The 15,296-nt window shown below is 60.9% G+C and carries 9 protein-coding genes; 7 read left to right on the top strand and 2 right to left on the bottom strand.

What is annotated here, in order from left to right; translation table 11 throughout:
* Nucleotides 1-57 precede the first annotated feature (57 nt).
* From D5261_RS12875 to D5261_RS12855, 5 genes are all read left to right on the top strand, one after another.
* A complete protein-coding gene (locus tag D5261_RS12875; RefSeq protein WP_119321426.1) occupies nucleotides 58-921 on the top strand; it encodes a DUF1559 family PulG-like putative transporter in 864 nt (287 codons plus the stop codon).
* A gap of 101 nt (nucleotides 922-1,022) precedes the next feature.
* The gene (locus tag D5261_RS12870; RefSeq protein ID WP_119321425.1) at nucleotides 1,023-1,217 is read left to right on the top strand and encodes a hypothetical protein; all 195 of its coding nucleotides are present in this window, start codon (nucleotides 1,023-1,025) and stop codon (nucleotides 1,215-1,217) included.
* 54 nt (nucleotides 1,218-1,271) lie between these two features.
* Nucleotides 1,272-3,683 carry a WD40/YVTN/BNR-like repeat-containing protein gene (locus D5261_RS12865; RefSeq protein ID WP_165864196.1) on the top strand — a complete coding sequence of 804 codons (2,412 nt, stop codon included), beginning with the start codon at nucleotides 1,272-1,274 and terminating at the stop codon, nucleotides 3,681-3,683.
* Nucleotides 3,684-3,749: 66 nt separating this feature from the next.
* Nucleotides 3,750-4,820 carry a LacI family DNA-binding transcriptional regulator gene (locus tag D5261_RS12860; RefSeq protein ID WP_125205965.1) on the top strand — a complete coding sequence of 357 codons (1,071 nt, stop codon included), beginning with the start codon at nucleotides 3,750-3,752 and terminating at the stop codon, nucleotides 4,818-4,820.
* Between the two features lie 228 nt (nucleotides 4,821-5,048).
* A complete protein-coding gene (locus D5261_RS12855) occupies nucleotides 5,049-5,528 on the top strand; it encodes a macro domain-containing protein (protein ID WP_435792413.1) in 480 nt (159 codons plus the stop codon).
* Between the two features lie 643 nt (nucleotides 5,529-6,171).
* Here D5261_RS12855 and D5261_RS12850 read toward each other — a convergent pair.
* Nucleotides 6,172-6,969, bottom strand: a complete 798-nt coding sequence (locus D5261_RS12850) for a DUF1559 family PulG-like putative transporter (protein WP_165864195.1) — start codon at nucleotides 6,967-6,969, stop codon at nucleotides 6,172-6,174.
* A 609-nt stretch (nucleotides 6,970-7,578) separates the two neighbouring features.
* Between D5261_RS12850 and D5261_RS12845 the strand changes: the two genes are divergently transcribed.
* Entirely contained in the window at nucleotides 7,579-10,998 is a 3,420-nt protein-coding gene (locus D5261_RS12845; RefSeq protein WP_125205964.1) for a glycoside hydrolase family 2 TIM barrel-domain containing protein, read from the top strand.
* Nucleotides 10,999-11,091: 93 nt separating this feature from the next.
* On the opposite strand, the gene D5261_RS12840 is transcribed toward D5261_RS12845, so the two are convergent.
* A complete protein-coding gene (locus tag D5261_RS12840; protein ID WP_165864194.1) occupies nucleotides 11,092-12,135 on the bottom strand; it encodes a phosphotransferase enzyme family protein in 1,044 nt (347 codons plus the stop codon).
* A 184-nt stretch (nucleotides 12,136-12,319) separates the two neighbouring features.
* On the opposite strand from D5261_RS12840, the gene D5261_RS12835 reads away from it, so the two are divergent.
* Nucleotides 12,320-15,289 carry a SpoIIE family protein phosphatase gene (locus D5261_RS12835; protein WP_119321419.1) on the top strand — a complete coding sequence of 990 codons (2,970 nt, stop codon included), beginning with the start codon at nucleotides 12,320-12,322 and terminating at the stop codon, nucleotides 15,287-15,289.
* Nucleotides 15,290-15,296 lie beyond the last annotated feature (7 nt).

Raw genomic sequence — 15,296 nt, 5'->3', positions numbered from 1 at the left:
TATCCTTAAGCTTGACACATCAAGTTACCCGTTACGGTTTTCTTTTTGGGGGATGTTATGAGTTATCGCAAAGTACGCGCGTTCACCCTGATTGAGCTTCTCGTTGCCATCGCTATCATTGCTATTCTTGCCGCAATTCTCTTCCCGGTCTTCGCAAAAGCACGTGAGAAAGCCCGACAGATCAGCTGCGCCTCCAATATGAAGCAGCTGACGCTCGCCGTGATCCAGTACACGCAGGATTCCGACGAGGTTTACCCGATCGGCACGGACAACATCGCTCCAGACGCGAGCTCCACTTCCTGGGTGCTCAAGGTGATGCCCTACGTCAAATCCGTCGCCGCCTTCGCCTGCCCCGACGATTCCAAGGGCGGACTCATTTCTTCCTGGGAAGGCACGGGCGTTTCTTACGCCGCGAATGGATACCAGCCGTTCGCGGGATGGGCCTGGTCGGGCGCTTCCAGCAACTTGCGCGGCGTGATGGGCAACACCTGGTTTCCCATCGGATTCGGAAGCCCGGGCATTCCCGAGGCGCTCTCGCAGGCGCAGGTCTCTCAGCCGGCCGGATCGATCCTGCTTGCCGAGAAGCATAACGACGACGAGTCCCGATACAACTCGTTTGGAAACTACAGCGGCGTCGCCAGCTATGGCGCGCTGATTATGGGAGTCGGCGCCGAGTGGTCCGCGCCGCCGTCCGTCAGCCCCTTCGGCGCTCAGAAACTGCCAAGCCCCAAGTTGACCGGAACGGGATACGATTTGGATCAGAACGGCGCCGTCTCGGCCACGCACACCGGGCGAGCGAACTTTGCGTTCTGCGATGGTCATGTCAAGTCGATGATCCCCTCGGCGACCAATCCCAACGGCTCCGACAACGGGACCGCTGCGGAAGACCCGCTGAATATGTGGGACTGCCGCCGCAATTGACGCGATACCGGGACCGTGCGCGCTCCCTCCCCAGCGGGAAACGCCGGGCGGGAGCGCGCGCCCAATTGCCGCAATCAGAAGTAATGGTTATGAGAAATTTAATGATCGTGTTGTCGGCGTGCATTCTCATGGGCGCGGCGTCGGGCTGCGGCAAATCGCAGAGCGCCCATTCGAATGAAGACGCCCAACGGGCGGCGATGCGCGCCGATCTGTCCAAAGAGCCGGAAAGCGTCAAGCAGTCGGTCGCCGACGCCATCAAGCACACGCCGGCGAGCGCGCGAACGACCAGCAAATAGCGCGCCGCGTCCGAAAAATCGTTTCTTACGATGAAAGATTCCCAGCATATCTCGATGATCAAAAATAGTCTGCTCGCCCTCCTCATCATTCCCGCCGCCATTGTCTCCGCCAGCCTTGTCAACACCACCCGGTCGCCGGCGGCCGATCTGTCTGAGCGCTACGCCTGGAAACCCGTTCGCATCGGCGCGGGAGGCTGGATGCGCGGCATGGCCGTCGATCCCCAGCATCCCGCCGTTCGTTACGCCCGGGGCGATGTCGATAATCTTTACCGCTGGGACGATGTTCGCAAAGAATGGATTCCCACCAAGATCGCGGCGGCGTTTCCGGCAAGCATCGCGGCGGCGCCCGTGCAGGCGGGATGCGGCGCGATCGCCATCGATCCGCTCAACCCAAAGGTCGTTCTCTGCGCTTACACATTCAACCGGTCGGCGGATATCTCGTCCCAGTATCCCAGCCTGGGCCTCAACGTCTATCGCAGCGCCGACGGCGGGCGCACATTTACCGCAGGCAGCCTCTCGCTGAAGGGATCGCTGGAGAACGAGACGTTCGGCGAGCGCCTGGCGATCGATCCCAACAACGACAAGATCGCGTACTTCGGCAGTCCTCAGGACGGTCTTTGGCGCAGCCAGGACGGCGGCAAAACGTGGGCGCGCGTGGCGATCGATCTGGGCGGCGACGGCAAGACGCCGCTCGCCGACGCCCGCCTTCCCCGCTTCGACGCCGGCGGCGGCAAAGTCAATGCATTTGGAATGAGCGTTTCCCGCCGGATTTACCTGACGACCGGCCCCGGCTCCGTATTGATGAGCGACGACGGCGGGATCCAGTGGCGCGATATCGGCGCGGGCGCGGGAATCGACCGCCATCCCGGGTTCGCCACCGTGGATCGAGACGGAAATCTCTGGGTCGCGGAAGATGGATCGTCGCGCATCTGGCGCCGCTCCCGCGCCGGCGAGTGGAAGAGCGTCGAGACGCATCGCGGCGGCGTCGGCGGGATCGCCGTGGATCCGAAAAACGCGAAGCGTATCTTCGTCAACGGCTGGGGCGGCGCGCTTTCCCGATCCACCGACGGCGGCGAAACCTGGACGGATTTTGGCTCGGGCTTGAAGTTTTCAGAGACGCAGCCGATCCAATGGCTGCGCCCCTCGGCGATCCGGCCGCAGGGCCACGGGATTTCCGATGGAGGCATTTACATTGATACGAATGGAACGCTCTGGGTCCCCGGCGCCAACGACGGCATTCTCGCGGCGCACACGAACGACGCCGTCGATACCGCCGCCAGCCCGCCGGTTTGGAGCAGCTTCTCGCAAGGTATTGAAGAGATGGTCGGCATGGAAATCGCCCTGCCGCCCGGAGGAAAGCCGATCCTGACGGTGGAGGACGAGACCCTCTTTACCATCGACGATCCCGACAAATTCACCGCGAAACACTTCGGCGTGAACCTCTGGGATAACAACAACGGCCTTTCCAGCTCCCAGGATATCGCCTACTGCCCGAACGCGCCGCGCTTTCTGGCGGTGACCACGGACAACTTCTTCGCCGGCAATCCCCAGGCGGCGACCGCGCACTATTCGAGCTATTCGACCGACGGCGGGGATACCTGGACTCCCTTCCCCTCCATCACGAACGGCTCGCATCCCTGCGTGCTCTACGACGGCCTGATCGCCATCAGCGCGCTGCCGGAGGCCGATCGGGCTAATCCGCAGGAGCACGCCAATCTGGTCTGGGTTCCGACCAACAAGTACAGCATGAACTCGCCCGCGCCGTTCTACACGCGCGACGGCGGGAAGACATGGACCCAGACCCATTCGTTCGACGGCGCGCCGGGGGCGTCCGTGTTTGACGCCTGCGGACAGAAGTATCAATTGATGGGCTGGCAATGGGGCTCGTGGATCGCGGCGCTCCAGCAGCACAACCTTGTGGCGGATCCGAAAACGCCGGGAACGTTCTATCTGCACCTCGCGGCCGGCGGCTTCTGGCGCTCCACGGACGGCGGCGAGACGTGGACACAGACCAAGGGGTCAGGCCAGGTTGCGGGCTTCGCGCACCATGGCCGGCTGGCGGCGAACCCGTTCCGCTCGGGCGACCTCTGGTTCGTGGACGGATACGAAGGCGCGACCGAGCATGGCCTGTGGCGTTCGCTGGACGGCGGCGATTCGTTCAAAAAACTGACCGGCTTTGAGCATTGCTGGGCATTGACTCTTGGAAAATCGGCGCGTCCAGGGGCTTATCCCGCAGTCTATATTTACGGCAAGCGCTCGGGCAATAACCGCTGGGGCATCTTCCGATCGGTCGATGAAGGCGTCTCGTGGGACCAGATCTCGGGGTACCCCATGGGCCTGCTGGACGTTCCCGCCGGCATGGCGGCCAGCTGGGATCGGTTCGGCCTGATCTACCTTGGCTTCAAGGGAAATAGCTTCGCCTATGGATATCCGATTAAGAACGCGTCCAAGCCGACGACGCGCTGAGTTGACATCGAAACAGGCGGCGTGCATAATCGAACGTAACTCGTCAGTGAATGAAAAGGCGTTATTGTGAGCAAGCAAGCAGCTTCGGCAAGCATGCGCGAAGTCGCCAAAGTCGCGGGCGTCTCGCGCACAGCGGTCTATCATGTCGTTAATAATCGGCCAGGTGAGGTCAGCCAGGACACCCGCGCGCGTATTCTCAAAGCGATCCGTGATATCGGCTATACGCCGCCGCCGCGCGCGAAGGCGAATGACGAGCGCAAAATCGAAATCGTCGGTTTCGTGATCACCGCGTCGGCGGCGACCTTGACGATGCACGGGTACCATCAGGCCGTCTTCCATCCCGTTCTGCGCGCGGCGGAAGCCCACGGCATCAACATTACGGTCTTTACGGGCGATATGTTCGGCGTGGACACATCGGACAAGGTTCGCCTGTACTGCGATGGGCGATGCGACGGGATGATCCTGACGGCGCTCCGCGCCGAGTCATCTCTGCCCCACGTTCTCGCCGAGCGCGGCTCTCCCTTTGTCATCGTCGGATCGGCCAACGAGTACGGTTACGGATATACCGTCGATGTGGACAATGAGCACGGCGTCACGACGCTGGTGGAGTATCTGCTCGGCCTTGGGCATCGTCGCATGGCGTTCCGTCCCGGACCGGATTTCGTCCAGCCGGCGCTCGCCAGGGCCGCGACGTTCTTCCATCTCGCCGAAGAACGCGGCTTCGAAGCCGTCGTCATTCCTGGCTGGGAGCGATCCTGTCATACGGACGACACGCTTGCCTGGGCAAAAGCGATCCTGTCGCTTCCCGCCGAGAAACGACCGACCGCGATTGTCGCCTGGAACGACGAAGCGGCCGTCGAGATCATCCGGTACGCCCGGGAGATCGGGATCGAAATCCCCAAAGACATCTCCGTGGTCGGATTCGACGACGTCATGGACTACGGCGCCTTGCAGCCGGCCCTGACGACCTACCGTCAGCCGCTCGACGTGATCGGTGCCGAAGCAGTCGCGCTCCTCCACCGCCAATTCCAGAGCGGATTCGAACCCGGCGACATCCTCGTACGCGGAACACTCACCGAACGCCTCTCCGCCGGCCCGCCGCCAAGCGTCTTATCAAACCAACTCACGGGGCGCTGATCCGCCGCTTCACCTTTCCAAAACCGCCGTTACTCATCGTCTCCAACAGCAAAGGGATTCACCTGCCCATGACCGCCGCGTTAGCGGAGCTTGCCGGCAGAATATCCCTTTATCGCACAAACCTCGCCTAAGTTTGACGCCTCACCTCTCCTCACCATCCCTTGACAATTCTTTTGCGTGAACACATAATGTAAAAATAACACTAACACAGGACCACCCAGAAAGAAGATAATGAGCATCACCTACGTTATTGGCGACGCGACCGATCCACCACGCGACAGCCCTGGGATTATTGTCCATGTGTGCAACGATATAGGCGCCTGGGGCAAAGGATTTGTGATGGCTATTTCCAAACGGTGGAAGCAGCCGGAGAAAGAAGCTCGCGCCTGGTTCAAGGGGGAACGGACTCTGCCCCATGAATTAGGACAAACGCAATTTGTTCTGGTCGAAGAAGCGCTCTGGGTCGCAAATCTCATCGGCCAGCAAGGTATTCGGCGAACGAAGGGAGTTCCGCCAATTCGTTATGAAGCCGTTCAGGAAGGATTGAGGCGCGTCGCCGAACACGCGCAGCGCCATCGAGCGATCGTCCATATGCCTCGTATCGGATGCGGTCTGGCAGGCGGGACCTGGGACAAGATTGAGCCGATTATTGAGGAGGAGCTAGTGAGCAAGGGGATCCCAGTGGTTGTTTATGATTTGCCAAGCTGAGTGAGCGTGCGCCACACCCATAAATCAATGAACATTTCTGAGAGAGGGGCTATCAAGTAAACTGTGCTTTTGCTTTGAAACCGAAACGGACCAAGCAATCACATGAGTATTAACGCTGCTTATCAAAGAAAAAGCCCACTCTCCCTCCGTGATGCCCATTTTGCGGACATCACGGCGGGAGAGCGGGCAATCTCAAGCCTTATTTGGAACGGCAATAGGTTTAGATTCACCGCAGGATTGCGTCTCTCGCTATTGGGCTCCCACCGGCGCGTTCGGTAGGGCTTGTTGACCAGATTGCACTTGCAATGACTGTATTGCCGCTTGCTTTTGCTCAGGCGTCATATTTGGGTTGGCTTGGATTTCCTGGATTCGCGGGCCTTCCTGGACTCGATTTGCCGCAGCTATCGCTGCGGGGGAAGTCGCCGGTGTATCGGACGACACTTGCGCCGAGGGAGGCGGCGGGGCGGGAGCCGGCTCGTGTCCGCAGCCGCCAACAAGCAGAGCTGCGCCAGCGACTAGAAGCGCCGAGCATGAATAATGACGCCAGCCGCGCTTGATTGCGTGATCCACTTCTATACTCATAATAGACATCCAGATAGTTGTTGCGTCCTGTATAAACCTCAGCATGCCAAGTGAATTATTCCTACTGCATACTGTAAGTCATTGCGACGCCCGGGGTTAACGCGTCCGGCGCCTCGTTGTTCGGATTAACTCCGCCGGCAGAGTACGAGATGCTGCTGCATCGGAGGAATTTCACATGACCATCCGCGGCGACATAATTCCCTTCGTTGAAAGGCGAGTTATTTCGGTTATCCGGATTATGCCATGAGAGCCCGACCTGGTACGGAGCGTTGCAGCCTAAACCAATCTGCCAGCCGTTGTTGCCCACGACTCCTGCGTAGAGGCTACTCGATGGATCATTATACGGAGCAGGAGGCCACGCAGAGCCGGTACCGGCCGGAGCAGGCGGGTTGCCGCTTCCATACCACTCAAAAAGCATCACGGTGTTCGAGGGCGAAGTAAGAGTCGCAATTGGCGTGCCGAAATTGTGGTTCTGAGCGCCATTGGAGTTGTTCCAAGCGATACCCCAGTTATAAGCATAGGAATTAAGCTTGTAGGGAGCATCTGGACACTGATAAACGCCAACGGACTTTACATACGGGTAGATAGCTGACTCCCAATTCGGCCCTGTGTTCCAGGGGTTGTTCTGGAAGCTCGGGTTTCCGCCGTTCAAGCCGGGATAAGACTCATCGTAATCCTGGGTGTACTGCATCATTCCCAGGCCAAGCTGCCGCAAGTTGCTAGCGCAACTTATTTGACGCGCCTTCTCACGCGCTTTGGCAAACACGGGAAATAGAATGGCGGCTAGTATTGCGATTATCGCAATAACAACTAATAATTCGATCAGTGTAAAGGCTTTCGCCTTCCCATAATTATTCATCTGATCTAACCCTCCTTTGGAACACGAACGATTTTGATAATGCTAAATGAACGTCAGCCCCATATTGAGCGATATCCGAGTACTGTGTTACGAATATATCAATAGTCTAACATGAACTGAGACCAGTGTCAAGGGGAATCTGAAAATAAATGGCACCAAAAATTTGATTTCATAAATGGCGCCATGTGGAAAGCCGCCCGTAGCCGGAAGTCTGAGTTCGAATGTATGCACCTCGCCTCTCATCAGGATCAGATCACTTGGCGTACGGCCGCAGTTGAAGACGAAATGGATCCAAATAAATTTTCTTGACTTTGGTATCACTCCATGTTAAACTATTGGCGCCAAGCATAGTCTTCTGGTAATGACGTCTGGATCCTTCTGACTATCCTTGAGGCATGCCGCCTACGACGCTGGCGAAGCCTGCGAACAGTCGGAGCTATTGGAACGGATGCAATATCTCGCAGAACGTAAAGGCTCGCCGGTCCCAGGTTTCCGAAGAGTCCGGGAGGCCGGCGGATGCAAAATATGACGATCCCGCGCGTCAAACTATATCGATACGATTGAAAGAGCGTATCGATATTATTGAAAGTACGAAAGGCATTCATTCACGTGAATTTGCGACACTTCTCGTTATTACTTCCGCCGCTCCTCGCCGCCGCATTTCCCGCGTCTGCGCAGAACACCGGGCGCGTCGCGCCCGCGACTTTGCCGCTGCCGCTGCCAGCCGCCGCGCCCATGCCGCCGGACCAGCTTCGCGCCCATAATCCGTGGAACCTGCCCATGACCGGCGCGTGGCGCTTCCATCTGACATACGGGCAAATCAAGGCAGGCGAGTTTGAGCCCTCCGCGCCCGTCAACACGTTCTTCACGGCTTCGAGCAGCGAGGAACAGAACCCGCCTGAGAACGCTTTCGACGGCTCCGGCGATACGCGCTGGTGCGCCAGCGGCGGCGATTTTCCGCAATGGCTCCAGGCAGACCTCGGGAAAACGCGCCATGTCTCCGGCGTCACGCTTTCGTGGGAGAAACCGGACGACGCCTACGAATTCCGGATCGAAGGACGCATTCAAGGCGGCAAATGGACGACGCTGGCGGACGCGTCCGCCGCGCCGGGAGTCGGCGACGGTCCCGTGAAGCTGACGCCCGCTGATGTCCGCTACCTCCGCATCACCGTACTCGACAACTCCGCCGAACACTGGGCGTCGCTGCGGGAGTTCCAGATCCGTACGACCGAAGATGGGCAGGAGGCTGTCTGGCGGGCCCCCGCACCGAAGCCTGTCGACGCAAATGTAACCCCGGCTCAGCGCGATGCCTTCGCCTCGCCCAGCTTCGACGATTCCTCATGGCGCAACATGAATGTGCCGTCCAACTGGGAGATGGCCGGTTATTCGCTGCCGACCTACGACCGCGTGGACAAGACCGTCGGTCTGTATCGGCGCTATGTCAACGTCCCCGCATCCTGGGCCGGCAAACGGATCTTCTGGCATTTCGACGGCGCGCTCGACGGCGCGGAGGTGTTTATCAACGGCCAGAAGGCCGGCTACCACGAGAGTGGTTACACAGGCTGGGAGATCGACCTGACGGGCCTGGTCAAGCCCGGCCAGCGCAATCTTTTCGCCGTGCGCGTCTCAAAGACGACGCCTTCGTTTGACGCCGATACGGGCGATTTCCAGACGATGGGCGGCATCTATCGGGATACGTCTCTGATCGCCGTGCCGCAGACTCATATCGACGATATCGTGGTGCGCACGCCGCTGAATGCGAACTATAAGGACGCCACTCTCTTTGCCCAGTTGAACGTCAAAGGCAAGCCGGGGCAAAATGTCGCCGTCAAGGGGACGCTGATAAGCGGCGACGGGCATCCCACCGGAGTGACGCTGTCGGGCTCAGGAACCATCCAGGCCGATGGAACCACGCAGGTCACGATGGACGCTCCCGTGAAAGCGCCGGCCCTCTGGTCGGCGGAGAAGCCGAATCTGTATTACGTTGTCTTCCACTTGACTGGAGACGGAAAAGAGATCGAGCGCGTCGAACAGCGTTTCGGTTTCCGGCAGATCGATGTCAAGGATAACGTCGTGCTGTGGAACGGCGTCCCTATCAAGTGCACCGGCATCTGTCGCCATGACTTCTGGGCCGATAAGGGCTTTGCGCTGACCGAGGAGAACTGGATCAAGGACTTGACGCTGATGAAGGCCGCCAACATCAACGCGGTGCGAACCAGCCACTACAACCATGCCCAGCGGTTCTTGGAGCTGTGCGAAGAGAAGGGAATGTATATCCTCGACGAAGTTCCGTACTGCTGGATCAACGATCAGGTCAAAGACACGGCCTATGCTCCCTATCTGCTTCAGCGCGGGGAAGAGACAGTAGCCCGAGATAAGAACCGTCCGTGCGTTCTCGCCTGGAGCCTGGGCAACGAAAACCCCAATGGGATCGATTCCCAGATGGTCACGGACCTTATCCGCAAGATGGACCCGACCCGCCCGGCGTTCGTCTCCGGCCAGAATCCCGAGAGCATCAAAGGACAGCTCTGGCAGGACGATCACTATCCCGGCCCGGATTCGATCGACCGCTACGCCCGGAACACCAAGTGGGGCACGAATCTTACCGAACATCCCCATACCTTCTATGAGCGGGAAGTTCAGGATTACGATCCCGGCGCGTCCGATCTCTGGTCCGAAACTCTCATCAAGACCTGGGATAAGCTCTGGAAGGCTCCGAATATCCTCGGCTCCTTTATCTGGGAGTGGCAGGGTCAGGGAATCGCCGACAAGAACGAAGACAATACGACCGACTACTACTACGGCCAGGATCACATGCGGCAGGAGAACAACAAGGGAATCGTCTCCGCTTATCGTGTCCCCAAGCCCGAATGGTGGATCGTCAAGAGCGCCTACAGTCCGGTCGTGGTCGGAGCGCGAACGGTCAGCCCGAGCGGCGGCGTCTGCGACGCGTCAATCACCAATCACTATTCGTTCACCGATCTGAATGAGCTGACCTGCCGCTGGACGGCCCTAAAGGCGGGCGAAACACTGAAAAGCGGCGTCCAGCATGTCTCATGCGCTCCCATGCAGTCCGCAACGGCGTCGTTCCCGGCCCCCGAGGGCATGACGACTCTGCGGCTGGAGTTCCTGCATCCCGACGGCTCTTCGGTCATTGCGTTCAATCTTGCCGTGGCGGGCGTCCCCCTGCCCGCAGCGCCGGCCGCGCCGGCCGCCGGCGGCGTTCTGACCAGCCAGGATGGCGCGGACGCGCTCACGGTCAGCAACTCCATTCAGCAGATCGTGTTCGACAAGCGCAGCGGAGCCATCCGGAGCTGGCGCGTCAACGGTCACGACCGGCTCGTGGGAGGTCCGACGCTCAATCTGGGCGAGGGGAAAGCCGGAAACGAACATGGAGTGTACAAGGCCAAACAGGCGCCCGTCACCACCAACGCCCAGGTTTCGGCGGCGCCGGGAGCGGACAACACAATACGCGTCTCCGTAACCAGCGATGTCCTGACAGGAGCCGGAGGAACGGCGCTGGGGACGCTCGTGTCCACTTACGACATCAAGCCCAACGCCGAGATGACCGTCAACTGGACGCTGAACTGGACCGCCGCAGACGCCGAACTCTGGGAGGAGGGCGTCAAGTTCGCCATTCCGTCCAGCATGACTCAGACGACCTGGCAGCGAGACTCGTACTTCACGGACTATCCGGCAGGCCATGTCGGCGAACCGTCGGGAACGGCGCACGCCGGCGACATCCTGTTCCGGTCATCCAAGCGCGGCCTGCACTGGCTGACGCTCTCAGCGGCGGACGGAACCGGCCTCGCGCTGCTGCCGGCGGACGGCCCGGTGATCGGCCGCGCCGGAACGGCCGACGCCGGCGTGGCGCTATTCGCCAGCAGTGGAGTGGCCGGACCGCACGGCCTCAGCGGCAGCTGGGTGGCCGATCATGCGATCCACGCCATCCATGGAAAGTCGCTTTCCGGCTCATTTACCCTGCGCGCCGTCAATACGTCGACCCAAACCGCGCAAGCACGGACATAACGACGCATGCGCCTTCCTCAAGCGGAGCCTGCCTGGGCTCCGCTTGAGGCAAAACCTAATTTTCGATTCTCCTTGTATGACGGAGCGTCCGTCTCATCCCCGATTTTTACACTCGCCCCAGACTCTCTCCCACTTCTCACAAAACGGAACGAATGGGCCAATCCCGATAAATGGCTTCGCGCGCTCATTGTTTTCCAAATACGCCGCCGCGAATACCCACAGATTGCTGTCGGAAAGGGCGCCGTAGCAGCGGGCCATGGCGTCCAGTTCCTCATCGGGCAAATCCCGAACGCTCCGATAACCTTCAAGAAACGCGCGGCAAAGCGCGGGACTGAGGGCCAGCATCAAGTGCAATGCGCGAAGCACGTCATAAGAACGAGCGCCCGCGCCGCATTGGTCCCAGTCGATCACCGCGACGACCGCGTCGGCGCCGAAGAACAGGTTTGTCTCCTGGTAATCTCCATGCAGGATCGACTGCGGCAGCGCGGCCATCGGTTCTTGGATGTCTTCGCCATCGCCGCCCTCAAGCGCCTGAAACCAACGCCGCCGTCCGGAAAGCTGCGCCAGAGCCGACCGCTCCAGGTCAGTCTTCACGGATCGCTCATGGATCGCCCGTTCAATTTGTGGGATTACGGCCAGCGCCGCTCCGATATCCACCCCCAGCTTCTTTCGAGGGGCAAGGTCCATGGGAAAGGACGCAAACACGTCGTGGAGACGCGCCAGACATGCCCCCGCCATCCGCGCATGCGATGGCTGCAAATCGGCGCGCGGTATTTGCCGTCCTGGCGCAAACGGAAACAATGCGTAAAACGTCCCACTCCGCTCCGCGATGGTTTCTCCGCTGGGGAGCGGGATGGGACGGCAGACAGGCGCCCCGCGATCCGCGGCCCACGCAATGGCGGCGTGTTCCCATTCAACGCGGGTCCGCTCCCGCCGGGAGCACCGCAGGACGAAAATCCCCGTGGACGCTTCCACCAGCACCGTTCGGTTCACCGCGCCCGTGGCGGGAGAAAGGGAGCGGGTCACGTCGCCGACGCTAAAGGACGCCAGCACATGCCGATCGTCCAACGACAGGGGCGTTTCGGCCAGACCAAGCGGCGGCAGTGGGAAGATCGGTGACTGGGAATGGGATTTCACATCGTTATTATGCAGCGATCTTTCTCGTTTTCATTGGTCTACGCCACACTTCCAGCGCGACCGCCCTTATGCCGGTTTGGGTACAATACAGAGATGAGATCGCGGCGTCCCAGGGTTTATCGGACGGCGGAGGCCTCGACCAGACCGGAAGATTGAGCGTAGGAGCAGTAAGGTTCGTTTTTTCGTGAAAGACAACAGCAGCGAATACAGCGTGGAGAGTTTGCCGCAGGCGCTGCGGCAAAATGAGGAGATGCTGTCCTTGATTCTGGACAACGTCAAAGACATCGTCTTCCTCCTCCAAGTGCGTCCAGAAGGAATTTACCGGTTTCTGTTCGTCAATCCGCCCTTCCTCCTGGCGACGGGGCTGCGCGAGGATCAAGTCGTCGGACGCGATCTTCAGGACGTCATCCCCATGCCGGCGCTTACGCTCGTTCTCGGCAAATACGCGGAGGCGATCCGCGAGCGGCGCGCCGTGGAGTGGCGGGAAACCTCCGTGTATCCCGCCGGCGAACGCGTGGGCGAGGTGCAGGCGATCCCGATTTTCGACGAACGCGATCGATGCACGCAGATCATCGGGATGGTCCATGACGTTACGGAGCGGACGCGGGCGGAGGAAGCGCTGCGGCGCAGCGAGGGGAACCTGCAGCTGGTCGTGGAAGGCCCTCGGATCGGCGCCTTCTACTGCGACTGGCCGCTGGACAAGATCGTCCTGAACAATGCGTGCAAGGAGCATTTTTTCCTGCCGCCGGACGCCGAAGTCGACTTCGAACTCTTCTACTCGCGCCTTCATCCCGACGACCGCGAGCCGACGCGCCGGGCTATCGACCGAGCGCTCGCCGAGCGCGTCGATTACGATGTCGAGTATCGCACCCTGGCCCCGGATGGACGCACGCGCTGGGTCGGCGCGGTGGGACGTTTTCATTACCAGGACGACGGCGTCCCAGTTCGCTTCGACGGGATCACCCTAGATATCTCGGCCCGCAAGGCGAACGAGGAGGCGATGAACCGGCGCGCCGCGCGCGAGCGGTTCCTGGCCGATCTTGCGGAGCGTCAGCGCAAGCTCTCGGACCCCGAGGAAGTGATCGCGGACGCCGTGCGCGCGGCGGGGCAATTCCTCGGTGTCGGGCGCTGCGTCTTCGGCGAGATCGACCTCGTCGCCGACACCTGCACGATTGTCGCCGATTACTGCCGAGACGACTCCGTGGCGAGCATCGTGGGCGTCTTTCCTTTCTCCGCGTTTGGCCCGTTTGTCGTCGCGGAGTATCAGGCGGGCCGAGCTGTGTCCGTGGAGGACGTCCGGCTTGACCCTCTGCGGGTGATCGAGTCGAACGTCGCCATGTATGAATCCATCGGCATCCGCTCGCACATCACCGCTCCCGTGGTCCTTTCCTCCCGCCTTGTGTCGGTCATCGCGGTCCACCACCCCACGCCCAGGCAGTGGGATCCCGAAGAAGTAGAGATGCTCCAGGCGGTGGTGGAGCGGACGTGGCTGACCGTGGAGGTCATCCGCCAGCAGAACGCCGCCGCGCGCGAGGCCGAGGAGCGGCGCGAAGCCCACGAGAGCATCACTCGTATTCTCGAGTCGATTACCGATGCGTTCATCGCGCTCGACACCGACTGGCGCTTTACCTACGTCAACGATCAGGCGGAGGTGGTCGTGCGGCGGACGCGCGAGGAGATGCTCCATAAGAACTTCTGGGATGTGTTTCCGGAGGCGGTGGGATCGACGTTCGAGCGCCAGTACCGTCACGCCGTACAGAACCGAGTCTCCGTGGCGTTCGAGGAGTTTTTCCCGCCGCTGGAGAGCTGGTTTGACGTGCGGGCTTATCCATCGGAAAGCGGCCTCTCGATTTTCTTCCAGAATGTCAACGCGCGGAAAAAGGCGGAGGAGGAGCGCGAACGGCTGCTCGCGGAACAGCGCGCCCGCGCCGAGCGCGAGGCGCTGCTGAATCGGATCGGCGAAGCCTTGCGGGGATCGTCGGATCCCGAGACGATCCAGGAAATGGCGGCCACGATGCTGGGCGACGCGCTGGGCGCGGACCGGTGCTACATCGCCCTTTATGACTTAACGCGCGGTACGGTCCGAATCCTCCGCGACTGGCGCCGCTCTCACTTGCCGTCCGTGGAAGGCGAATATCCCTTCGCCAACACCGCGGAGATGTTCCACGAATTGTATGCGGGGTCCAGCACTTCCGTCATCCCGGACGCCCAGGATTCGTCGCTCTCCGCGCAGACGCTCGCCAACATGGAGGAGCTGCAAATTCGGTCGCGCGTATCGGTGGCCCTGGCGGACGCCTCCGGATTGATGGCGACTCTGACCGCCACTATGGCGGACGAGGCGCGTGACTGGACCGACGAGGAAGTCCGGCTGGTCGAAGCTGTGGCGACTCAGCTGCGGGTCGGGATCGAGGCGGCGCGCATCCAGCAGCGCGAGCATCAGATCGCCGTCCATCTTCAGGACGCCCTTCAGCCGGCGATCCCCAAGCATGTCCTTGGACTGGATATCGGGTCCTTCACCCGCGCCGCGCTGAATGAGGCGTCGGTCGGCGGAGACTTCATGGATGTCTTTGCCCTCGACAAAGAGCTGTACGCGATCGTGATCGGCGATGTATCGGGCAAGGGGCTCGCCGCCGCCCAGCAGCTCGCCCTGATCCGCAATAGTCTGCGCACCACGCTGTATCTCTATCGCGCTCCCGCGCAGGCCGCCACGGCGCTCAACTCCATCGTGACCGCCCACGATCTGCTGATCGGATTCGTCACCGCGTGGATCGGCGTCTACGATGCGTCCACAGGGCAGATCGTCTTTTGCTCCTGCGGGCACGAGCCCGCGCTGATTCGGCGCGCGGCGGGATCCGTCGAAGCGCTGGAGATGATGAGTACGCCGCTGGGCGTGGCGGAAAATGCGGAGTACGAGGAGCAAAGCGTCACGCTCGCGGCGGGCGACGCGCTGCTGCTCTATACGGACGGGATCAGCGAAGCGGGGCCGAGCCGTCTGGAGCTGCTGGGCGCGGCGGGCCTGAGGCGCCTGCTGGCGCGGACGCCGGCGAACACCGACATTCAAGCGCAGGCGGAGGCGCTGGTCTCCCAGGCGGCCGCGTTTGCGAACGGCGCGTTCCGAGACGATGTCGCCGTGCTGATGGCGCGCCGCCAGTAACGGGCGC

The organism is Capsulimonas corticalis (assembly GCF_003574315.2).
GTDB classification, from domain to species: Bacteria; Armatimonadota; Armatimonadia; order Armatimonadales; family Capsulimonadaceae; genus Capsulimonas; species Capsulimonas corticalis.
This window is presented reverse-complemented; position numbering and strand designations above follow the sequence as displayed.

Coding starts and splice junctions, on each gene's coding strand:
- D5261_RS12875 (WP_119321426.1), top strand. CDS start 58: ATGAGTTATCGCAAAGTACGCGCGTTCACCCTGATTGAGCTTCTCGTT.
- D5261_RS12870 (WP_119321425.1), top strand. CDS start 1,023: ATGATCGTGTTGTCGGCGTGCATTCTCATGGGCGCGGCGTCGGGCTGC.
- D5261_RS12865 (WP_165864196.1), top strand. CDS start 1,272: ATGATCAAAAATAGTCTGCTCGCCCTCCTCATCATTCCCGCCGCCATT.
- D5261_RS12850 (WP_165864195.1), bottom strand. CDS start 6,969: ATGAATAATTATGGGAAGGCGAAAGCCTTTACACTGATCGAATTATTA.